The following is a 22,025-nucleotide window of genomic DNA, read 5'->3' as shown; positions in this document are numbered from 1 at the left end:
GAGTTACTTATCTGCCTTTGTATCTAACTGAGGCTCTGAATTAAATGGATATAAAGAAAAGTACTGACCGGCAATGTTTACGCGGGCTTTTTCATCGCTTTGAATTATTTTAATATCGCTGTCGCTGACTAATTTTTGATACAAAAATAGCATTTCGTCGGCATCGAGATCTGGATAGCTTTCGTCTAAAAATTGCAGCAAGGGCTGCGGCTTTTTGCGTTTTTTATTAAAGCGCTTAGCAAAGCTGGTTTTAACATCGTTGTAGTCAGGAATATTAGGCGTTACAAATGCAGGCACATCTTGTTGATCGGGTAACTGGTATTCTTCGTGCTCAAATTCAACCAAGCTTGCCATGTAAGCCACAATATGGCGTTGCTGACCAAGCGAGTATCGCTGTGCATCGCTCACAAAGTGTGGCTGTACTGCGCTTAGCATGTTGTCTACGCCATTTTTACGCACAAGCCCAAGTACTTTTGATGCTTGGCGAGTAATTAAGTTATTACGGCGTAGCTCTTCGCGCAGTGGCATAAGCATGTCGGCACTTTTACGTAAACTTTCTCTGCCCATTAAATGCATTTCGAGTATACGAGTACGCAGTTGCTCAAGCATACGTTTGTCGTTGTAGGCTTTACCTGAGCGCTCAATGTGTAGTATTTGCTTACTTATTTGCTCTTCAATGAGGGTAAAACACGCATGAAAATCACCGCGAATATCAACCATTTCAAGCATTGGCTCTATGTATTCGTCAAACGCTTCTGTTACCGCTTTATAACGCTTTTGCAGCGATTGCACGGCATTGTTAGATTTAGCTTGTTCAACAATGTTTAAAATCGCATTTTCGTTGTGTGCGTATAGCTTCATTATTTTACGCACCCGATCATCCATAATACGGCTGTAGCGGCGTAAATCGTCAAAGTCTTCAATTTCGCCAGCGTTATCTAGGCGGTTACCTAAACGGGCTAGATCGTCAACTAATACGCTAATTTCTTGCGCTAAGCCTAAGTGCTCTTCTTGCAGTAAAAAAGTGGCAAAATCGGCAATGGCACGATTTATTTCAAGTTGAGAAGATTTAGCCAGTGGAATTAAAATATCTTGGTTTAATAAACGATTTGTTTCTCTGTAAATTCGTTCGTTTGACCACGTAGGTTGCTTTTGCTTAATCGTGTTTTGTACGTCTTTTAGGCTAAAGTCAGCCATTTTAAAACGTTTAAATAACAGCTCTAATACACCCCAATGTTCGGTTAAGGTATTAAGTAGCTTTTTTGCTGGGATCATAAGGCGTTACTACATCCTAGTATTTTATTATTGAGTATCGAGTTTATACTCATTATTACGTGTTTTTAATTAACCTTGTCTGTATATAGTATTCGTTTTTAAGACCATTTAATAATAGTTTTTGCACGGCGGCAGTGCTAAAATCCGCGCCGAAAACAGACACATGCGAAAGGTTCTGTTTTGCGTGTTCTTTAAAACTATATCAAAGGTTGTTTATCTACCATGGTTTCCTCGACTATTCTAACCCTGATAGCGATTGCATTTTTGCTCATCGTTATAGAAGATATAATCCATGTCAACAAAGCTAAAACTACATTATTTTTTGGTACGCTTTGCTGGATTCTTCTTTTTATCTACCCTCTTCACGGACAAAGCTCCGATTCAGTTCAACACCTCCTTAACGAAAATATTTTAGAAATTGCCTCATTATGGCTATTTTTAATGGCTGCAATGACCTTTGTCGCGTATTTAAATTCAAAGGGGTTTATAGAAAATATTGTTCATCGTGTTATGCCAAAAAGCATTAGCGAGAGAAAGTTAATGTTTTTGGTAGGTGGCTTTGCGTTTTTGTTTTCGTCGATTTCAGATAATGTAACGGCTACGCTTATCTCTTTAGCCGTTGTAATGTCGTTAAAACTTGAACCTAAAAAACTCATTAAATATACCACGCTTATCGTGTTTGGGGTTAACTCAGGTGGGGTATCGCTAATAACAGGCGACGTAACCACACTGATGATATTTTTAGATGGAAAAGTAACCATAGGTCATTTACTACTACTTATCGCGCCAGCACTTGCAAGTGTTATGCTACTAGCCGCGCTATTGTCTATCGGTATGAAAGGGCGTGTTGAGTTTGCCGGTGCGGGTAAAACCCGAATAGAAAAAACCGACATTACCATTGCTGTTATATTTTTATCTACCGTAGTGAGCACACTTACCCTGAGTGTAATTTACAGCGTACCGCCTTTACTTACCTTTTTGTTTGGCTTATCAGTGATGTTTTTAGTCGCGCAATTTTTAATGCGCAAAAAAGACATTAACAAAGACATAATCGACTTTGTTCGCGATATAGAATACGACACATTGTTATTTTTTGTTGGTGTACTGCTGCTTGTTGGCGCACTAAAAGAAATTGGTATGCTAAGTAAATTTACCGATCTATACACGGTAATGGCCCCCGAGTACGCAAACTACTTAATGGGCATATTATCAGCAGGGGTCGATAACGTACCGCTTACTGCTGCTTTATTAAAAGCCGATATAGTAATGAGCCAACAACACTGGTTGTCGTTTACTTATGCAACGGGCGTGGGCGGTTCAATGCTGATCATTGGCTCGGCTGCGGGCATTATTGCCATGAGCAAAGTTAAAGCACTTACCTTTATGAGCTACTTGCGTTTATCGCTGCATTTATTAATTTGTTACACGGTTGGATATGCGGGCTCGTATTATATGGGCAGTTTTATTTAACTCATAAATTATTAAATGCTTGACAGCTAGACGTCTAAACGATAACTTTCAAAGCCCCGCTACTTAGTGGGGTTTTGTTTTATTAGCCACTGGTTAATAAAACATTCAGAAGAGGTGCGATACTTAGGTACTTAATGGTAGGCGACGAGAGCCGATGATCATTAAGGAGGGAAGTACTCGCCGAGAAAAATAATGATACGTCGTCATTGTTTTTCGGTTTATGGGGCTGAATCCTCAAAACTGTCACCAATATAGGTGGAGAGCTTCTGGCAGTGGACTTATCTTCAAGCATTCCTTTGCCAAGTTCTTCTTGTTTTATTGCGATTTGGATATCGCGAAAGGAGACTAAATGACTACCCAACCAGCGCCACAAACAGTGCCTCAAACAGAGTTAAGCGCAAAATCAGATTACATCGTTGCCAAATTTGGCGGAACCAGTGTTGCAAACTTTGAAGCGATGAGTCGCTGTAGCGAAATTATTGTTGCAGATAAAAGCGTACGTATTGTTGCCGTGAGCGCCAGTGCCGGCGTAACTAACCACTTAGTTGCACTTTGTAAATCAAGTATTACCTCAAGTGAGCGCCAAGAGCACATAAACGGCGTGCTTGCTATTCAACACACTATTTTAGATGAATTATCGCTAGATGCCGATTTAGCGGTTGGCTTTAACGAAACCCTAAAGGCATTTCAAACATTAGCTCAAGAGTCACTAACAACCGATCAACAACACGACGAGCTACTTAGCTTTGGTGAGCGTTTGTCGTCGTATTTGTTTGCTCAGGTGCTTCGTTCACAAGGTTTAAACGCAGATCGCTTTGATGTGCGCAAGGTGCTTAAAACTGATAGCCAATTTGGTAAAGCAACACCCAATGTTGCAGCCACAGCGCAAGCCGCTAGAGAACATTTAATCCCGCTGTTAGATGCTCAAGTAATTGTGACTCAGGGCTTTATTGGCAGTGACGAGTACGGCCAAACCACAACGCTAGGACGAGGTGGTTCAGACTACAGTGCAGCACTATTGGCTGAAGCAATTAATGCTAAAAGCGTGCATATTTGGACTGACGTTGTGGGTATTTTTAGCACCGATCCGCGTTTGTGCGCAAAAGCGACACCAATTGCACGCTTAAGCTTTGACGAAGCCGCTGAAATGGCGACCTTTGGTGCAAAAGTATTGCACCCCGCAACTATTTTACCCGCAAGCCGTAGTCACATTAACGTATTTGTTGGTTCGAGCCGCGAGCCAGAACGTGGTGGTACATGGATTGAGCGCGAAAAGTCGCAACAACCAGGTATACGCGCAGTAACACAACGCAAAAATCAAATATTGCTTACCCTTAAAAGCCCAGAAATGCTCCTAGCAAGCGGCTTTTTAGCCCGCGTATTTACGCTATTAAGCGAATACAATATATCGGTAGATTTGGTTACCACCTCAGAAATCAGCGTAGCCATAACGCTTGATAACGCGCAAAACGCCTCGCGCCCAGAGCTTGATCAAGAATGCCTAGATAAGCTTGCAGAGTTTTGCCATGTGTCGGTAGAAAATAACCTAACATTGGTGGCACTTATTGGCTCTGAGATTCAATTACGCCAACACGAAATGAACTTAATGAGTGTACTAAAAGACTTTAATATTCGATTAATTTGTCACGGTGCGAGTAAACACAACTTGTGCTTTTTAGTAGAGCAAACTGAGTCAGATAACGTAGTGCAATCTATTCATAGCCGTTTATTAGAAAATGATTTTGCTGCGTAAGTAACGGTTATTCAGGAAAATCAACTAGTAAAATTACCTAGTAAAATCAGTTAACAAAATTAATTAACAAAGTCACTTAATAAAAAGCATCGCCAGTCGATGCTTTTTTTATGCACCACACTTACATCAAAACAAACATTGCTCTCTCTACTATTAGTTACCGCAACGCGATTGCTGCTAGCACTCAGCTTTGCACTATTTAATTCGTCAAACACATTAGGGCTAAGTAGCTTTGCAATGGGGCGGCTGGTGGCCTTAGCAAGTGACTCTTTTAATGTCCAAATTCTAAAAAATGTATCTGCTTGGGTTTGGATTTTGGTAGACTTAGTGATAAGTGTAATTTCATCATTATGATAAAAATGCTTGGCGAGTTTTTCAAATGGGCGCTTTAAGCTTACTTTTTCAATATCAAAACCAAATTCACTTTTATCAAGGTTAAGCGCGACCCCAACTAAACCATGCGAATGCGAAATACAGGTATTAATAACATCATCACCCACGTGTATTTTCAGTTTTGAGCTTGTCTCGTCAAATTCTGTACTCATTTTATTAAGCGCTACGAGCACATATTGCGGCTGCGTTATTTTAATAAGGTGTTTTAACAATAACCGCGAAGCTAAATATTCTTGCTTAGCTTGCGGGCTTTTTCTACGGTTTATAACTGATAGCTCAAATGAGCTTAAGCAATCAGGCAAATTAAAGTCACTAAGCTCAAGTGTTTTAGCATTAAAGAGTAAAATACTGTGATTAGCTAACGGTAACTTCGCCAATTGAGTTGAGGTAATGCTTAATGTGTTTTCAAAATAATGTGTGGTCATAAATGCTTAAAGTGAGTGAGCCGCTGTAATTATGAGCGGTTAACAGTGCTTATTTATACAACGAGCAATTTTATTACTCAGCTGGCATGAAATATGGTTTAATTCACAATAATCAAAATAATAACAGATTTGTAGATGTATGGCACAAGTGCGTGATGGGTTTCAAAGCCGACTTGGTTTTGTTTTAGCGGCTGCTGGCGCAGCAGTCGGTTTAGGTAATATTTGGGGTTTTCCTACGCAAGCAGCCAATCATGGTGGCGGCGCATTTTTACTGGTTTACTTTATCGTAATATTTTTACTTGCGCTTCCGGCGCTGTATACCGAACTGTATTTAGGGCATAACGCGCAAGCTAATCCTGTAAGAGCGTTGGGCGATGCATGGCAAAACACTAATCGCAAAGTAGGTGCAGCAGCAGGGTATATTGGCCTTGCCGGCGCAGTTGTTATGCTCAGTTTTTACTCAATAGTGGCAGGGTGGATGCTCTCGTACGCTATTGAACCCATAACAACCTTTTTAGGTTTCACAGGGGCAAGCGAATTTTTACATAGTGACTCAGTGCTGCGTAATTTTGTATTTACGCCGCTTATGCTTGTTTTAACCGCCAGCATTATTTTAAAAGGTGTTAAGTCGGGAATCGAAACCTGGTCGCGCCGTTTAATGCCGCTTTTATTAGTGCTACTTATAAGTTTAATTGCTTACATTGCAACGCTTGAAGGCGCAAGCGAAGGCTTTGCTGCGTATTTAATTCCTGATTTTAGCCAAATATTCGACCCTGATTTAATTATTGCGGCAATGGGACAAGCGTTCTTTTCGCTCTCACTAGGTGTGGGTTGCATGATGATTTATGGCTCGTATTTACAGCCAGGTGCCAACTTACCAAAGCTTACCGTAAGTGTTGCTTTGCTTGATACAAGTGTCGCGTTTTTAGCGGGTTTATTAATTGTGCCGGCTATTTATGTAGCGCAAAGTAACGGCGTTGAAGTATTTAACGATGGTAAACTGATTGGCGAAGGGCAACTTATTTTTGCTATTTTACCGCAGCTATTCAGTGCGATGGGCGAAGTTGGCTTATTAGTGGGCTTATTATTCTTTGTATTAATGTCGATAGCATCGGTTACGTCAACTATTTCAACCACTGAAATTCCGGTAGCATTTTTAGTCGAAAATCACAGTGTTAGCCGCAGCAAAGCTACATGGGCAGTTAGCGCCGTTGTGCTTGTGTGTGCAAGTGCGATTATATTAAATTTTGACTGGTTATTTGGCTTAGTCATTATGCTATTCACTCAATACCAATTGCCGCTTATGGGCTTGTTTTACTTTATTACAGTAGGGTGGATGTGGCAGCGTGGCAATAAATTACATCAAGCAACAACTGGTGTACATTATTGGTTTGCTCAATATATACGTTTTGTTTGCCCAATATTAATGACTTTAGTGTTTGCGAACGTCGCGTTTGGTTGATTTTATCTAAGCCCTAAAATAAATTAATAAAGCGAAGTGAGTTTAAAACGCACTTCGCTTTTTTTGTGCCTGTTATTTAGGTATAGCCAAGGTCTTTATAAAACTTCATTAGTTAGAGGTTTACCTTCATTTACTTCAAGCGCGTTAAGTAGGGTTATGTTTGCTATTTCGGTAAGTGCTTCTTGCGTAAAAAAGCCCTGATGACCTGTTATTAAAACATTTTTAAAACTCACTAAGCGCGAGAATATATCGTCTTGGTTTATTTCGTCGCTGTGATTTTTAAAAAACAGCTCTGATTCTTGCTCGTAAACATCGAGCCCTAAATAACCTAGTTTTTTAGTTTTTAGCGCATTAATACACGCTTTGCTATTTAGTAATGCGCCGCGTGAGGTGTTAATGAGCATAACGCCTGGTTTCATTTTATTAAATGCTTCATCATTTATTAAATGGTGAGTTTGAGCCGTTAGTGGGCAGTGCAGTGAGATAATATCGCTTTGAGTTAGCAGCGAATCTAAATCGGTAATGGTGTAATTGCCAGGTTGCGCGCAGGGATCGCACACTAATACTTTGGCACCAAAGCCATTTAATATGTTACACAGCGCAAGGCCAATTTTGCCGCAGCCAACAATACCCACTGTTTTATTGTGCAAGTTAAAACCAAGCAATCCGTTTAAATCAAAGTTGTCTTCGCGTACGCGGTTATACGCTTTATGCGTTTTGCGGCTAAGTGTTAGCATGAGCGCGATACAATGCTCGGCAACAGCTTCGGGGCTGTATGCTGGCACGCGCAATACATTTAAGTTATGTGCTTTTGCTACTGGTAAATCAACATTATTAAATCCAGCACAGCGCAGCAAAATAGTATTTATGCCTAAGTTTGCCAACTGCTCAATAACAGCGGCGTTTACGCAGTCGTTAACAAATACGCATATGGCATCAAAGCCTTTTGCTAAAATAGCCGTTTGCTCGCTCAGTGCTTGCTCAAAATACGTTATTTTTATAGCGCTGTGAGCGCGTGTACTTTGTTCAAAAAAAGGCAGTTCGTACTTTTGAGTACTAAAAAAAGCAATATTCATGGTAATAGCTCCAGCGCTTAAGAAAGATCATAGTAACATTAAACTACTTTACAAAAATGTGCCTAATTAACTCTGTTGGTATTAAGCCTTAAGCGAAGTGAATAAAGGAATTGAAGCGGATGGTTTTTTTTCATTTTTTGCTGCGCTTAATTTCCCTGCTTGATGTAAATTGCTTTCGATGACTTGCTTGAGCGTTTCTGGCTTGGTGCGGGGTGCGTAACGTGCTACAAGTTGTCCTTGCGAGTTAATTAAGAACTTAGTGAAGTTCCATTTAACAGCACGGTTTTGTGAAATACCGCGCGTATGCGATTTCAAATAATTAAACAACGGATGGGTTTCAGGTCCGTTTACCATAACCTTACCAAATATTTCAAACGACACATCAAATTGTGCTTGATAAAAGTCTTTAATCGCCAAGTTATCAAGGGGCTCATTTTGACCAAATTGATTGCATGGAAATGCCAATACGGTAAATCCGCTGCTTTTATATTGTTGATACAGCCTTTCAAGCGCACTTAATTGCACTGAAAAATTACATTTACTTGCTGTATTTACAATGAGGATGGTTTTTCCCTGTAGCTGGCTAAGAGAAAAATTTTCGCTGTTGTAAAGTGGTGCATTGAATTGATAAATACTGTCCATAGGTTACCTGCTTACCTTTCCAATCAAGGAAATTTTATAAAGACTTTCATTCGCTTTTTTATCAGCCGGTTGACATAATCGAGGCCTAGTTTCTAAGTTATCAGTTAAATAGGTCATTTTTATGTCAATGAAAGTCGCATTTATAGGTTTAGGCGTAATGGGTTACCCAATGGCGGGGCATTTAGCAAAAGCAGGGCACAGCGTATGCGTTTATAACCGCACGCAAGCTAAAGCACAAGCGTGGACTGCAGAACATTCAGGAAGCTTTGCACCCACCCCGCGCGAAGCTGCCAGCAATGCCGACATCGTATTTATGTGTGTTGGTAACGATGACGACTTACGCTCAGTAGTGTATGGCGACGACGGCGTGTTAGCAGGCATGCTGCCGCACACTGTTTTGGTTGATCACACTACAACCTCTGCCGAAGTAGCACGCGAAGTGGCTGCAAAAGCTGAACTACAAAATATCGACTTTATAGATGCACCAGTTTCGGGCGGGCAAGCTGGCGCCGAAAATGGCGTATTAACGGTTATGGCGGGTGGTAGTGAAGCCGTATTTGCTAAAGTGCAGCCAGTTATGGCGGCGTTTAGCCGTTTTAGTCAATTACTAGGCGGCGTTGGCTCGGGTCAATTATGCAAAATGGTTAATCAAATTTGTATTGCGGGCGCAGTACAAGGGTTAGCCGAAGGCTTACATTTTGCCAAACAAGCAGGGCTTGATGGTGAAAAAGTAATAGAGACAATATCTAAAGGCGCAGCCGGTTCGTGGCAAATGGAAAACCGCTACAAAACAATGTGGGCAGGGGAATATGAGTTTGGCTTTGCCGTAGATTGGATGCGTAAAGATTTAGGCATTGCGCTCGATGAAGCTAAAAACAACGGCGCTACTTTACCAATGACCGCAACGGTCGATCAATACTACGCCGATGTGCAAGCACTTGGCGGCGGCAGGTACGACACCTCGAGCTTGTTAGCACGTATTGAAGCATTACATAAAAAGTAACGCTGTAGACGGCAAGCTTGCTTGCGTATAAAAGCGCAGTTTTTAAAATGATAAAGACATTAAAAGCTGCGCTTTTCACGTGAGCAAGCTCGACGTCTACCGCCAAAGTGTAGCTGTGATTTTTACTTGTAGACGCAAAGCTTACTTGCGTATAAAAACGTAGTTTTTAAAATGGTAAAGATATTAAAAGCCGCACTTTTTACGTGAGCAAGCTCGACGTCTACTGCCAAAGTGTAGTTATGATTTTTACTTGTAGACGCGAAGCTTGCTTGCGTATAAAAACGTAGTTTTTAAAATGATAAAGATATTAAAAGCTGCGCTTTTCACGTGAGCAAGCTCGACGTCTACCGCCAAAGTGTAGCTGTGTTTTTTACTTGTAGACGCGAAGCTTGCTTACATATAAAAACACAGTTTATAAAATAATAAAGATATTAAAAGCTGTGCTTTTCACGTGAGCAAGCTCGACGTCTACCGCCAAAGTGTAGCTGTGATTTTTACTTGTAGACGCAAAGCTTACTTGCGTGATGGGCGAAGCCCATAAAAATTCAAACAAAAAACGCGACGCTTAAATTACTATAGCGTCGCGTTTTTATATGCGTTGTATAAGCACGTCTACACCGAATCACATGCTTTGTGCGTAGTTATACAGCGCCTTTAAAATAGTCAGATTTTTTTCGCTGTCGTCATGTTCATGCGCTAAATTTTCAAGGGTGATCATAAAATCTTGCGCGTTAATCGACGGTTGATCTTCCCCGTGCATTAACTTGTTTTGGCAATACTGGCGCCATTGGTCAAGCTCTTGCTGGTTTAGCGTTTCAGGCCAGTTACGGGCGCGGTATCTAAACAACAACGTATTAAACTTTTTATCTTCAAAGTCTAACTTCAACCCAGCTAATTCGTCTGGTTTTGCATCACGAATAATCGCAAATTTAGCCTTGTCGGCATGGCTTGTAAAACCATCGTAAAGTAAGTAATCAACGTTAGTGGTTGCGCTGTAATCGCCTTTTTCGTTAAACACTTCGGTTACTTTATCGCGAAGCTCGGTATTGGCTTTTAAAATAGCTAAGTTAGCTAAGCACTGCTCGCGGTCAATCCCAAGACGTGCGGCGTTTTCAGGCAATAATGTTTTAGCTGGGGCTAAAATAGGGCACTTGTTTAAATGCACTAATTTTAAACCAACAGGTAAGTCGTCCTCGGCTAAATCTACACGTTTGGTGTATAAGCGTTTGCGTAATTCTTCTACGTTTAAATCAATGAGTACTTGCGGGCTTTGAGTTAAATCAAAACAAATAACCGCGTTTTTATTTACCGGATGAAAGCTCATTGGTGCAACCCAGCTTGTACAGCCTTGTGTTGCAGGTATGCGCGACGAGGTATGCACCAGCGGGGTCATGTTAAATACATCAACCAATTCAGCGAGCGCTTTTTTATTACGCAGCCCAAAAAAGAAGTTATACAGCTTTGGTTGTTTTTCTTTTATTAATTTAGCCAATGCAATAGTGGCGGTTACATCGCTTAGTGCATCGTGCGCCGCAGCGTGTTCAATACCATTAGCTACCGTTAAATGCTCTAGCTTAAAGCTTGGGCTGCCATCTTCTTTTAACGGCCATTCAATGCCTTCAGGTCGCAGCGCGTAACAAGCACGGACCAAATCAATAATATCCCAGCGGCTATTATTGTTTTTATATTCGCGCTCGTACGGGTCGTAAAAATTACGGTAAAAGCTATAACGGCTTACTTCGTCATCAAACCGAATACTGTTGTAACCGGCAACACAGGTGTTTGGCACACTAAATTCGGCATGAATTTTTGCTATAAACTCGGCCTCCACCAAGCCTTTTTTCATCGCCACTTGTGGCGTAATACCCGTAATTAAACACGCCTCAGGGTGAGGTAAGTAATCGGCTTGCGGCTTGCAATATTCAATAAGCGGCTCGCCAATAATATTTAAATCAAGATCGGTACGAATACCCGCAAATTGGCTCGGCTTATCCTTTTGAGGGCTCGCCCCCCAAGTCTCGTAGTCGTGAAAATAGATTGTCGCTTGATTTTGCTCTTGATATGCCATGCTGAAAACCCTGAGTAGTTAACTTAAAAGCGTCTAAATACGCGCCAAGTTACTAAAATAATGAATTATTTAGATTATGGCATATGAGCGAGGGAGTTTATAGGTTTGGGTGAGAAATGAGGTGTTAGTTAGGCTTTTTGAATTTTGAGGGCTAGAGCTTACCTATACTTAATTAAGTAATTCAAAAGTGGGCTTTATTGCTGCGAATAAAATTAACTGTTACATTTGTAATCATATTATATGAAAGGACTCTGTAAAAATGAAACTCAATCAAGTTTTATCAATTGTTAACCAAGTCGAAAAATCTAAATTCATTTCGTGTCTCGACCGCCTTTGTTCTGATGCTGCTAAGAATAATAAAAAACTAGCTAAAACAATAGACAACATTGACGGTCAAATTAAAAACGCATCTGGTAGCGAAATTACCCAATTATTCCATACGGTCAGAGATTTTTTTAAATGCTCTGTAAAAGATCAAATATTAATGAGTACAGCACAACTCAACTTGCTAGTTAATATTTTGAGTCGTGACGGGAATGGAGTTGCTCGAATTAGCTGGATTGAATCGCTTTATGAGAAAGAGTGGGCTGAGTTATCAAGGCTCTCAAAAGAGCTTAAAGATTATATTCAACAAAATTCAACTGAAAGCATTTTAGAAAGAAATCGGGCCTTGAAAATTTATCATGCATGCATGAAAGAAGCATACTTTAATGATGAAAAGAATAATCGCGATGCTAAAGTAACTGACGATGAGCGAAGCATTCTGAATGTGCTTGCAGATGAGTTGAATTTAACAACAGATGAATGCGCTGCTGTAGAGCATTTAGTCGATGTTATTCCTAAAAATGGAGTGCTGGATGCTTTAAATAGTCTGAGGGACATGGGGTTATTGTTTATAAGTAAAAAACGCCAAGAAGTGTTCATTCCAGATGAAATAGTAACTTTACTTAATGAAATTCAAGGGAAAGATTTAGCCGATAAATATATATTAAGAATCCTCAGAACTCTTACTGACGCTGAGCTTTCAAATGCACTTAAAGCGCATGGTCGTAAAATAAGAGGCGTAAGCCGAACTGATAAGATTCAAACAATTATTCATTCAGGGCTTAGCGCAGCTAGATTACTATCAGATGATATCCACAGTCTTGAAGATAATCAAAATCAACGTAAAGAGCGCTTAAAACAGTTAATTCAAGACTTAGAAATTGACACTGAAAAACTTGGCACTACTTTAGATGAGCGTATTAGTTTAATACTATCATCGCTATCAGGTGCAACAGAAAAGGAGTTTGATTCCCTCAGCGCTAGTGGATTTAAGCAGCTTCTAAAAACATTAGAAGAACATTTTCCAACAATGCAAGTAGTGCTTAAAGAAGCATTTGAGCTTGAAGCTAATGAAATAATAGATACTGAAAAATTACGTGCCTTGAGTATCACACCTCATGATATTTTATATTTACTTTCAAATGATGAAGTAAGAGAAGTTCGAGATAGTATGGGGCTATCTAAACGTGGTAATGCGCGTTTTGCTATTTTAGAAAGCTTTGCTAATGCGACCGATAAACTAATTGAAAATTACGACGCATTAGCGCGTCGTGATATCAATACTCTTAGGGAAGTTGGTGCAGATGTAACAGAAGCAGATATTGGTGTTAAGTTTGAAGAAGTCACAAAAGCAATTTTTGAACTACTAGAGCTAAATATCGACGAGGACCTTCGTAAAGATTTAAATACTGCTAAAGATAAAGCAGATATCGTAATTTCACTAAGTGATAACGACATAATTATAGGTGAAGCAAAAACCTGTAAAAATGGAGATTTCGCCAAATATTCAACAACGTCGCGGCAAGTAAAAGCCTATGTAACTCGCGCAGAAAACCAGGGTAAACGAGTTGCACAAGTGTTGATAATCGCGCCCAGCTTTTCAGATGATTTCATTGAGTCCGCCGAAATGGATACTGAAGTAAATATCTCATTGTTAGAAGCGCATGGTCTTAAGTTAATACTTGATGCTTACAAATCTAAACGTAACCCAAGTTTCGCTCCTAAGTTACTTACTAAAGGTGGTTTGCTAAAAGCAGAGTTAATAGCCAAGAATATTTAAGGCAGATACTAAAGGCATGTACTAACTTAAAAAATCAGTTAATTTAATAAAAGAAAAATCTACCTAATGCAATGAAATTAAAGTTAAAAATAACATTACTCTACTCACTTTTTATATCTACTAGTGCTTTAGCTAAACTGGCTAAAGTTCAAGTAAATGGCTTTGACGTTGAATACGAGCTAGCTGGTAAAGGTAAACATACTATTTTACTTGAAGCGGGTGGTTCTGCTGGTTTAAGTGATTGGGATCCGGTTTTTGAATCACTGATTCAACACGCTAAAGTTATACGATATTCTCGTATTGGTAATGGCGGTTCTGCACAAATAAAGAAAAACTATAGCTCAGAAGAATATGCAGCAGAAGCTTTATTATTACTCAAAACACTGAAAATAGAAGAGCCTGTTGTATATGTTGCGCATTCTTATGGTGCTTATATTGCACGTGTATTTGCTGCAACATACCCTAATCAGGTTAAAGCGTTGATGTTGATTGAGCCTGGATCGGAGCACGATGTAGATATTATGCGCGCGATTGATTTGCCACGCGCTGAAAAAGAAATTGCAGCCATAAAGCTCGACGATATGAAAAATGGAATGTCGAATCAGTATTTAGATTTTTGGGCAAAACGTCCACTGCCTGATTATCCACAAATTGCTGATATACCCGTGACAGTAATTGCCTCAGTTAAAAAGTATAAAAAGCCATCTGTATTATTTTTTACCGACAAAGCGCGTGAAATGTGGGGCGACTTACATTCAAAGTGGGCTAATGCCTTTCCTCGAGGTGAAATAGTAATAACAAATAAAAGCTATCACTACCCGCAAAATGATGAGCCAGAAATGGTTGTAGCCCAAGTAATTAAGTTGCTTGAGCGTACTAAATAAGGTGTGGGTTTGGTTGTTGATTGTATAAATACCAATTACCGTAAATTAGTAGTTTGGCATTAGACTAAAGTCTATAGGTTAGATTTATTCACTTATTAGGTTTGTTTTAATCGTTTGTCGGTTTTGTATTAATTCTCTAAAGTTCAGTTGTCGGCAACAAGCACGGCTAACTAATACCAATTTTATTAAAACATGATCATTTTAGCGAATTAAATAACTCACTAACTGCGTTAAAAATTACTTATATAGAACGACTATATTTCATATTTTTTGACTTGTTATTAAGCTATTTTCTTGACGCTAAAAAAGCTCACTAATTTAAACAATCGGCATAACAGGACTACGACCATGAAAACACTTATCAAAACTATCGCTCTTAGCTCACTACTTACATGTTCAGCTGCTGCAATGGCTGAGCAAAGTGATTACAAATTAATGGTTATTGAAACTGCAACAGCGCCACAGCCACTTGAGCAATCATTTAACAGCTGCGCACTGAATGTTAAGTCGAAAAATTATGCAGAAGCTGAAGCAATTTGTACACAAGCAATTGCGCTTTTAAAAGACGCTGATGGCCCTAAATTTAAAGTACGCCAGCTTACGTCATTCGCATTAAGCAACCGTGGTGTTGCACGTTTAAAAGCGAATAATGACACAGGTGCCCTTGCTGATTTATATGAAGCTGCAAAAATGTCTAGCAGCACTATGGTATCGCACAATTTAACTCGCGCTAAAGAAGAATTGTCGTTATAAAATTATTACATGACGTTTTATAAGGCGCTTAACTAAAGCACTTTATAAAATAATACAAAAAAGCCGATGTTGGGTTAACCCCCAACATCGGCTTTTTTGTATTTAACGTTTTTAAACTATTTACGATTTAGAGCTAAAATCTAAAAATGAATATTAAATTAACAATTTAGGTTGTTTAATTAACACTTTGTATCATAATGTGGTACGAATTCACTGACGGTAAGTATGATCATGAACATCGTAAAGGTATTAACTGTGTGGTCGTGTGTCATTCCCTAAAATAATAAAAGTGGCTATTGCATAAGTAATTAATCGTTAATAAAAATTTTACAACAATTAGATATAAAAAAACTGCTCAGCGATTGGCTATTTCATTGAACTTAATTGCTTGATATTTATACCGATCCGCAATAATACTTAATTATTTTAAGGGGCCAAACCTGGCGCTAGCTTAGTTAATAATTTCTCATTTAGAACAACTAAGTAACTAAATTTTTGCCTTGCTATCGGCAAGGTTTTACTACCTCAAAATAGATCACTTAATTAAGCGAATTGGTATTAGACAGATTGGAAATCCTACAATACAAAAATGGAAGTACTTATATGTTGGTTAAAAAAAGTAAGCTTGCTATCTCATTGGTTATGGCATTTGCACTAGGTGGTTGTGGCGGCGGTGGAAGCAGTGCAACAGTAGAAAAGACGGCAGCAGTAAAACCTAAGCCGGTTGCTGCAAAGCCTGATCCAGTTAAAAAAACGACCATTGCACTCACTGGTAAGGTGATTGATGGATATGTGTCGGGTGCAACCGTTTGGCTAGATATTAATGGAGATGGTAGCCTTAATGAGGAGAGTGAGCCATCAGTTGTATCTACTGAATCAGGCGATTACAGTTTTAACTTTACACAAGAGCAGGCGTTGTGTGTGCCATATTCAACGATGTATGTTGATGTGCCTGTGGGTGCTATGGATGAGGGTTTAGGTGAAGTTACCGAAGCGTATCAAATGTCATTTCCGCCCTCAATTGAGGTTTTAACTGGTGAAGATATTCGCAATATATCACCTTTAACAACCGTTATTTGGGAGCAGTTGAGCCTTCAATTACAAAAAAGTGGCAACAATAATTTAAGTTGTGATGCACTTAAAGAGAATATTGAGCTACTTGCAAATCTTCAAAGCGAAATAACAAATGTTATGCAAAACTTGGTTGCGCATTATAATTTGTCGACAGAGCAAATTTACTCAGATTTTATCGCTAATAACGATAGCGACGCTTACGACAGAGCACAAGCAATTGTTAAGGGATTAAAAGCGGCCTATAAATATAAGCAGGAACTAGATGCTCAGTTTCCTGACGCAGAAGAAGTAAGAGCAGTGATTTACCAAGACACAGCAAAAGATGATAGGTTTGAAAATGCATGGTACCGCGATAAAGTTATTTTTGCGGGCGCTGAGTTTTTTTATGAGCAAGTAAAGCTTCAAAATACAGACGAACTCGATAAAATTGATTTTATTTTAACTCAACTTCAATCAACAAATACGCCTTGGGGTGAAGAGTCGTTAAATGGAAAATTAAGAATTAGAGACGATGTATACATTAACCCAGATCGTACTTATCGATGCTCTAGCATAGAGAAAGTTAGTTTTGAGAACGATAATGTGTTTTATAGCGTTAATAATACAAGCCCATCGGTTAACTTTCCAACAGCTGATGAATGCGTTAGTTCTAATTTAGATACACCGTTCGAGCGAGGTTTTAGCATTAGCTATACTGAGTCGGGAGCGTTTTACCAAACTGACTTTGCCTTTAGAGAGGAAAATGCCGATTTTCAAACATTATCTGATTGGGTAAATGTTAAAGACAAAGCTGCTGATTTAGACACTCAAGATTTAGTTACCGTACTCGCTGCTATGCCTTATAAGTTTGATGACGAAACATCTATTGATGCTAGCTTTTGGCGTAAATACAAAACTACAGATAACGTACGTATTATTAAAACAATTGAAGGGCAATGGTTTAGAGATACTCGCCGAGAAGATGGAACAATGCTGCATGAATGCGGTGAAAATGGTGTTGATTGGGTGCAATGCTAATAGTTTATCCTTAAAGTATGAATGCTAATTAACCTGAACTCTGGATAATAAGTCTATCTAAAGCGGCTATTTTCAGCGCTTTGAATAAAACAACGAAATGCTCAACATTAAAAACCACGTTAGGTTAATACCTACCGTGGTTTTTTTGTTTTTAACTAAAAGTGTTTATAAATCATGGTTATATGTGCTTTAAATCTCAACTGAAACACTTGTAATATTGCTGTAATAGCAAGATTTTATCCCGTACGCTAAAGTATTTTAGAAGGAACATATTTAAAAATACTTAGATGATCCGTGTTTATGTGTTTTTTGTATTTAACTATCTTACCGTTATCTTTAATTAATATGCCTTGCCATGACATTTTATAACCACGTAGTTTAAGTTTTAGAATGTTTGAGGTATTAATACCTAGGAGAAAACTACAATGCAGCAAGAAGCTACACTCAAACTTAAAAACCGTGACATTAGTTACCTCGAAGCCGATTTAGCCTGCGTAAAAGCAATTGCTCAGGCGACTGTAAATGTTGAGCTATTCACTATTCCGCTCTATATGGTATCGCTTTATTCGATACAGGGAATGCATCAAATTAACAGTGCCGGAAGTAAACTCTACACTGGGCGCTGGTGGCCTGGCTCTGGTGCAACGCAAGCAACTGAAAAAAAACCACTTACAACCAATGAAAATGTATTTAATAAGGTATATAGCGTTTTTATTGAAGAGATGTTGCATTTACAGTTAGCTTCTAATATGGCTAGCACGATAGGTGTCACGCCTATTTTTACAAGTAAAGCACTGCAAAGCGACGATTATGGTTGGCATTGTTATAAACCCAGTTCAACACAAATACCGCATATTCTAGATTTTACAGATTGGAAAGGCAAAGACCCTGATTTAAGTAAGTTAACTGTAGAACTCAGAGCAATGAACGAGGCGCAGGTCGATCTTTTTCTAGCGATTGAAGAAAAAGCAGAGCGTGGTCGTGAGATGTTATCTAATCCCTCAGTAAAGCGAAAAAACGGTGATGTGGGAACTAAGTATTTTGAAGCTGCGCCATTTAATTGGTTTTCATCGAGTATGAGAGAAACTGATTTACCATTATTTGGCTCTATTGGCCATATGTATTTGTGTTATTGGGATTATTTAGAAATAACGTATTCTGATGGGAGCCATTTATTATCACATTTAATTTCACCTTCAGAAGATAATAGTTTACAGCGAGATCAATTTAATAATGCCCCACCTAGAAAAGCTAAGCAGTACCCAGGTATTCAAACTGAGATAGAAAGTGCAACTAAAGATTTGAATAACGTAAAACTACAGCTCATTAATAACATTAATGCGATTACCGACCAAGGTGAAGGTGATGATGTGGTTAAAACGATTATAGAGCGTTGGGTAACTGAGCCTTGGGCGGTTTCGTTTCAAAAAGCTCAAATAAAAAAAGCGGGTATGCTTGGTACCGTGCAATCTAAGTTTCAGCCGAGTAAAGAGGGCTTAATTAAAGATTACCCAGGCTATGATGATCAAGGAAACCCTACAACGGCGGCATCAGGTTCGGCTCAAGCACGCTTTGACAATGGTGGTAAAGACCATTTTGAACTATTCGACGAGGTTAAAAGCTTGATTGCTAAAGATGATTATATTACTTGGGATGTATGGCATAAAAATAACTTAGACAAACCTTGGAAAGCTTCCATGCTTGGTAGTGACGGAGCGCCTAATTTACCTAAAACTACTGATATTGCAGAAGCCTTAAATCGATTAGGATCAGCGTCAGAAATAGATAATACGTTTACTATTTTTAGCTCTTCTGCTGTGGGTACCATTAAAGGTATTACAACATCACTGAACAAATATTGGGCTGATCCTAAGTCACAATTCCCATCGCCTGCGATGGGTGGTTCAGGAGACCGTGTTTCGATTTGCTGGGCTGTTACGGGCCGTTGTCCTGATCTAGTTACAGGCATTGAAAATCAACAAAAACATCAGTTATATCATGCGTGTCAAGGCATGGCGATAGATGAAAGTAGTGGTGATGATAAGAATGCGTGTGCTAGTGAATTGGCATACCATAGTTGTAAAGGATCGAATGACTGTAAAACACAAGGTGGTTGTGGTTTTGTACAAAGCGCGACGGGTGGTGGCAATTGCAGTAGTTCTGCAGCAGCGAGGCTTAAAAGTGCACCAGCCGATAATTTATGCGGTAGTTTCGGGGGCTGTGCAGTGCCAATTTCAGCATCACAACTTTACCCTACGCAAAGTGATGAAAATTACGAAATGCAACTGTATAAATTTGGTGATGCACCAAACTTTCATGCAGAAAAAATCAAATGGCCGGAATTAGTTGCCAGAGATATGTTACCTCCTGCAGTTGTTGAAAAAAACTCTATGCCTTATCAACCTGGTGAAGCCGTTTACGACGTTGCGTGGCGTAGCTACTGTGCAGCAAAAGGTTTAGTGAAAGCGCAGGGCAGTGGCCATAATAAATCTATTCATATTCCTTCACCGCCGACACCATCTGATATTCGTTTGGTATTACCGCCTTCAACTTAAGCCATTTTTGCAATAACAAAATTAGTGCAATCACTTAAGTACACTATTATACAGTTATAAACCGTAGGCTCCTTTATGGGGCCTTATACCAATCAGCATAAGTATTTAAACCATTTAACGAATTAAATCACTCCATAAGGCCGTTAAAATTTTTATTTAGAACAAATAGATATAAAATTTTGTCTTGTTATAGTGCAACTTTCTTATTGTTAAATAGACCTTATATTTAAGCACATTGGTATTACTACTTTTATAAGGATCGAATATTTTGACGAAAAATATGCTTAATTTAGAACCGTTGGGGTTTGGAGTTGGATTAAGGACACAGCACTTTCCTTATCTTATGAATGAAGATGACTGGGCACTTGATTGGTTTGAAGTCATTAGTGAAAACTTTATAGATAACTATGGCTATGCTCGCCATGTATTAGAAAAAATACGCGCTAAAAAGCCGATAGTCATGCATGGCGTGTCAATGAATATTGGCAGTACAGATCCTTTAAATTTGTCATACCTTGAAAAACTAAAAATACTTGCTCATGAAATAGAGCCCGAATGGGTTTCCGATCATCTTTGCTGGACAGGGGCAATGGGTGTTAATAGCCATGACCTTTTGCCAATGCCGTTAACCGCAGAAAGTTTGCAACATGTTGTGTCGAGAATACATTACGTGCAAGATTTTTTGCAACGCCCGTTAATACTCGAAAATCCTTCTAGTTACTTAGAATTTGAACAAAACACTTTCACTGAGTGGGATTTTTTATCAGCGATCGTAAGTCAAACTGGCTGTGGTTTATTGTTGGATGTGAATAATGTGTACGTGTCATCTTATAATCATGGTTATGATCCCGAAACATTTATTAAAAACCTTCCTCACAAGCATATAGTGCAAATGCACCTTGCTGGACCTACATTAATGGGGGATTGCCTTATTGATACACACGATAGCCCCGTTCCTGAAAAAGTATGGCATCTATATCAGCTTGCCCAGTCTCTTGCTGGTAATAATGTAGCTACATTACTCGAATGGGATGCAAATATACCTGATTTTCCAACATTGATAACGGAGCTGAACAAAGCTCGTTCGGTATTGGCGGGTGTTATACCGAGTAACGGAGAGCTTTATAGTGCAACAGACAACGCTATGGTGCTTTCAACACCTATTGTTCGTTAACGATACAGAGTTAAGCCATTAATATGAATGAAGTAACATTAAAACAAACACAACAATGGATGATGACGATGTTAGTTGTTCGTGGAAACCTTAAACAGAAAGTTATAAAGGCTTCACAACAAGCTAATTTACCATTGAATTTGTTGAATCAAAATAACGAAAAATCGACTTTTTACCGCCGATTAAATATATACGCAGCTGGTTACGTTATGCGTTTAGTAGAATGCCTTAAAGCCGAATACCCATTCCTTGAGAAGTTCATGGGAGAAACTGCTTTTGCAGATTTTGCAAAAGCTTACATTGTTACGCTCCCTTCTAAAAATTCGAGTCTGTATGATTTAGGCGGTGGTTTTGCTCTGTTCCTTGAAAAAACACGGCCAGGCGGATTTTGCAGTATTGAGGAGGAAGCGTTTTATTCTTTACCTGCAGAAATTGCTCGTATTGAAAGAGCGAAAGCAGAAGTCTCTTTAGCCAAGGGATTTGAAGTGGAGCAAGAAGAAGACGTAACATTAGATTTTTTTTCACTATTACAGCAATCGCTTACTGTACGCACACCATCATGTTTACGGTTAGTTAAGTTAGCGTACCCACTTTTACCACTGATGCAAAAACTAGAATCAAACGATGAATACGCTATGCCTATGGCTGAGCTAAGTTTTATTGCTTTTTCCCGGATTAATTACATGTTAAGTTCATTAGCGCTCGAATCTTGGCAGTTTGAGTTTTTAAAGGTGTGTCAGCAAGAGCCGCTTTTATCAAACTGTATTGATATTACTTCAAGAGTAAGTGGCTTAGACAAAGGCGACTTATTGGCGCGTTTGATGTTTTGGCTTCCAAGTGCAATTGCGCACGGATTACTGAAAGTGGCTTATTAAAATAGCGTTTTAAACAAACATT

The 22,025-nt window shown here is 39.1% G+C and carries 16 protein-coding genes and 1 riboswitch; of the genes, 11 read left to right on the top strand and 5 right to left on the bottom strand.

The features are described from left to right. Positions 1 to 3: 3 nt before the first annotated feature. Positions 4 to 1,275: a hypothetical protein gene (locus tag ACJJVZ_RS12725; protein WP_405600951.1), complete on the bottom strand. Its 1,272-nt coding sequence runs from the start codon at positions 1,273 to 1,275 to the stop codon at positions 4 to 6. A gap of 222 nt (positions 1,276 to 1,497) precedes the next feature. Between ACJJVZ_RS12725 and nhaD the strand changes: the two genes are divergently transcribed. Continuing rightward, a complete protein-coding gene (gene nhaD, locus ACJJVZ_RS12720) occupies positions 1,498 to 2,745 on the top strand; it encodes a sodium:proton antiporter NhaD (protein ID WP_405600949.1) in 1,248 nt (415 codons plus the stop codon). A 101-nt stretch (positions 2,746 to 2,846) separates the two neighbouring features. Continuing rightward, a riboswitch (Lysine riboswitch) is annotated at positions 2,847 to 3,019 on the top strand. A 75-nt stretch (positions 3,020 to 3,094) separates the two neighbouring features. Beyond that, the gene (lysC, locus tag ACJJVZ_RS12715; RefSeq protein WP_405600947.1) at positions 3,095 to 4,498 is read left to right on the top strand and encodes a lysine-sensitive aspartokinase 3; all 1,404 of its coding nucleotides are present in this window, start codon (positions 3,095 to 3,097) and stop codon (positions 4,496 to 4,498) included. A 59-nt stretch (positions 4,499 to 4,557) separates the two neighbouring features. On the opposite strand, the gene ACJJVZ_RS12710 is transcribed toward lysC, so the two are convergent. Further along, positions 4,558 to 5,316, bottom strand: coding sequence for a 4'-phosphopantetheinyl transferase family protein (locus tag ACJJVZ_RS12710; protein WP_405600945.1), 759 nt, complete (start codon positions 5,314 to 5,316; stop codon positions 4,558 to 4,560). Between the two features lie 139 nt (positions 5,317 to 5,455). Between ACJJVZ_RS12710 and ACJJVZ_RS12705 the strand changes: the two genes are divergently transcribed. Continuing rightward, positions 5,456 to 6,778 carry a sodium-dependent transporter gene (locus ACJJVZ_RS12705; RefSeq protein WP_405600944.1) on the top strand — a complete coding sequence of 441 codons (1,323 nt, stop codon included), beginning with the start codon at positions 5,456 to 5,458 and terminating at the stop codon, positions 6,776 to 6,778. 95 nt (positions 6,779 to 6,873) lie between these two features. Here ACJJVZ_RS12705 and ACJJVZ_RS12700 read toward each other — a convergent pair whose 3' ends face one another. Together ACJJVZ_RS12700 and ACJJVZ_RS12695 are read right to left on the bottom strand one after the other, a co-directional pair. Continuing rightward, the gene (locus tag ACJJVZ_RS12700) at positions 6,874 to 7,854 is read right to left on the bottom strand and encodes a 2-hydroxyacid dehydrogenase (RefSeq protein WP_405600941.1); all 981 of its coding nucleotides are present in this window, start codon (positions 7,852 to 7,854) and stop codon (positions 6,874 to 6,876) included. Between the two features lie 81 nt (positions 7,855 to 7,935). Further along, entirely contained in the window at positions 7,936 to 8,496 is a 561-nt protein-coding gene (locus tag ACJJVZ_RS12695; protein ID WP_138585433.1) for a glutathione peroxidase, read from the bottom strand. A gap of 121 nt (positions 8,497 to 8,617) precedes the next feature. Here ACJJVZ_RS12695 and ACJJVZ_RS12690 point away from each other — a divergent pair, with 121 nt between their 5' ends. Further along, complete coding sequence (locus tag ACJJVZ_RS12690) at positions 8,618 to 9,499, top strand: NAD(P)-dependent oxidoreductase (RefSeq protein ID WP_138585432.1); 882 nt, start codon at positions 8,618 to 8,620, stop codon at positions 9,497 to 9,499. Positions 9,500 to 10,121: 622 nt separating this feature from the next. On the opposite strand, the gene sbcB is transcribed toward ACJJVZ_RS12690, so the two are convergent. Further along, a complete protein-coding gene (gene sbcB / locus ACJJVZ_RS12685; RefSeq protein ID WP_405600936.1) occupies positions 10,122 to 11,567 on the bottom strand; it encodes an exodeoxyribonuclease I in 1,446 nt (481 codons plus the stop codon). Positions 11,568 to 11,826: 259 nt separating this feature from the next. Here sbcB and ACJJVZ_RS12680 point away from each other — a divergent pair, with 259 nt between their 5' ends. From ACJJVZ_RS12680 to ACJJVZ_RS12650, 7 genes are all read left to right on the top strand, one after another. After that, positions 11,827 to 13,671: a hypothetical protein gene (locus ACJJVZ_RS12680; RefSeq protein ID WP_182703446.1), complete on the top strand. Its 1,845-nt coding sequence runs from the start codon at positions 11,827 to 11,829 to the stop codon at positions 13,669 to 13,671. A gap of 71 nt (positions 13,672 to 13,742) precedes the next feature. After that, positions 13,743 to 14,555: an alpha/beta fold hydrolase gene (locus tag ACJJVZ_RS12675; protein WP_405600934.1), complete on the top strand. Its 813-nt coding sequence runs from the start codon at positions 13,743 to 13,745 to the stop codon at positions 14,553 to 14,555. 348 nt (positions 14,556 to 14,903) lie between these two features. Beyond that, entirely contained in the window at positions 14,904 to 15,308 is a 405-nt protein-coding gene (locus tag ACJJVZ_RS12670; protein ID WP_193155549.1) for a hypothetical protein, read from the top strand. A 603-nt stretch (positions 15,309 to 15,911) separates the two neighbouring features. After that, positions 15,912 to 17,399 (top strand): hypothetical protein, encoded by a 1,488-nt coding sequence (locus tag ACJJVZ_RS12665; RefSeq protein ID WP_405600931.1) that lies wholly within the window; start codon positions 15,912 to 15,914, stop codon positions 17,397 to 17,399. Positions 17,400 to 17,824: 425 nt separating this feature from the next. After that, the gene (locus ACJJVZ_RS12660; protein WP_405600929.1) at positions 17,825 to 19,954 is read left to right on the top strand and encodes a ferritin-like domain-containing protein; all 2,130 of its coding nucleotides are present in this window, start codon (positions 17,825 to 17,827) and stop codon (positions 19,952 to 19,954) included. 268 nt (positions 19,955 to 20,222) lie between these two features. Beyond that, a complete protein-coding gene (locus tag ACJJVZ_RS12655) occupies positions 20,223 to 21,128 on the top strand; it encodes a DUF692 domain-containing protein (protein ID WP_226894521.1) in 906 nt (301 codons plus the stop codon). 23 nt (positions 21,129 to 21,151) lie between these two features. Beyond that, positions 21,152 to 22,003 (top strand): DNA-binding domain-containing protein, encoded by an 852-nt coding sequence (locus ACJJVZ_RS12650; protein ID WP_405600927.1) that lies wholly within the window; start codon positions 21,152 to 21,154, stop codon positions 22,001 to 22,003. Positions 22,004 to 22,025: the final 22 nt, after the last annotated feature.

It is taken from the genome of Pseudoalteromonas sp. Ld19 (assembly GCF_045064135.1).
In the GTDB taxonomy this organism is placed as follows: Bacteria; Pseudomonadota; Gammaproteobacteria; order Enterobacterales; family Alteromonadaceae; genus Pseudoalteromonas; species Pseudoalteromonas aliena.
The sequence above is the reverse complement of the archived record's forward strand: the minus strand, read 5'-3'. Positions and strand labels throughout refer to the sequence as shown.

Bases quoted from the DNA above. Each gene is read 5' to 3' on its own strand.
- ACJJVZ_RS12680 (WP_182703446.1), top strand. From the start codon at position 11,827: ATGAAACTCAATCAAGTTTTATCAATTGTTAACCAAGTCGAAAAATCT.
- ACJJVZ_RS12705 (WP_405600944.1), top strand. From the start codon at position 5,456: ATGGCACAAGTGCGTGATGGGTTTCAAAGCCGACTTGGTTTTGTTTTA.
- ACJJVZ_RS12690 (WP_138585432.1), top strand. From the start codon at position 8,618: ATGTCAATGAAAGTCGCATTTATAGGTTTAGGCGTAATGGGTTACCCA.
- lysC (WP_405600947.1), top strand. From the start codon at position 3,095: ATGACTACCCAACCAGCGCCACAAACAGTGCCTCAAACAGAGTTAAGC.
- ACJJVZ_RS12710 (WP_405600945.1), bottom strand. From the start codon at position 5,316: ATGACCACACATTATTTTGAAAACACATTAAGCATTACCTCAACTCAA.
- nhaD (WP_405600949.1), top strand. From the start codon at position 1,498: ATGGTTTCCTCGACTATTCTAACCCTGATAGCGATTGCATTTTTGCTC.
- ACJJVZ_RS12660 (WP_405600929.1), top strand. From the start codon at position 17,825: ATGCAGCAAGAAGCTACACTCAAACTTAAAAACCGTGACATTAGTTAC.
- ACJJVZ_RS12725 (WP_405600951.1), bottom strand. From the start codon at position 1,275: ATGATCCCAGCAAAAAAGCTACTTAATACCTTAACCGAACATTGGGGT.
- ACJJVZ_RS12695 (WP_138585433.1), bottom strand. From the start codon at position 8,496: ATGGACAGTATTTATCAATTCAATGCACCACTTTACAACAGCGAAAAT.
- ACJJVZ_RS12650 (WP_405600927.1), top strand. From the start codon at position 21,152: ATGAATGAAGTAACATTAAAACAAACACAACAATGGATGATGACGATG.
- ACJJVZ_RS12700 (WP_405600941.1), bottom strand. From the start codon at position 7,854: ATGAATATTGCTTTTTTTAGTACTCAAAAGTACGAACTGCCTTTTTTT.
- sbcB (WP_405600936.1), bottom strand. From the start codon at position 11,567: ATGGCATATCAAGAGCAAAATCAAGCGACAATCTATTTTCACGACTAC.
- ACJJVZ_RS12665 (WP_405600931.1), top strand. From the start codon at position 15,912: ATGTTGGTTAAAAAAAGTAAGCTTGCTATCTCATTGGTTATGGCATTT.
- ACJJVZ_RS12670 (WP_193155549.1), top strand. From the start codon at position 14,904: ATGAAAACACTTATCAAAACTATCGCTCTTAGCTCACTACTTACATGT.
- ACJJVZ_RS12675 (WP_405600934.1), top strand. From the start codon at position 13,743: ATGAAATTAAAGTTAAAAATAACATTACTCTACTCACTTTTTATATCT.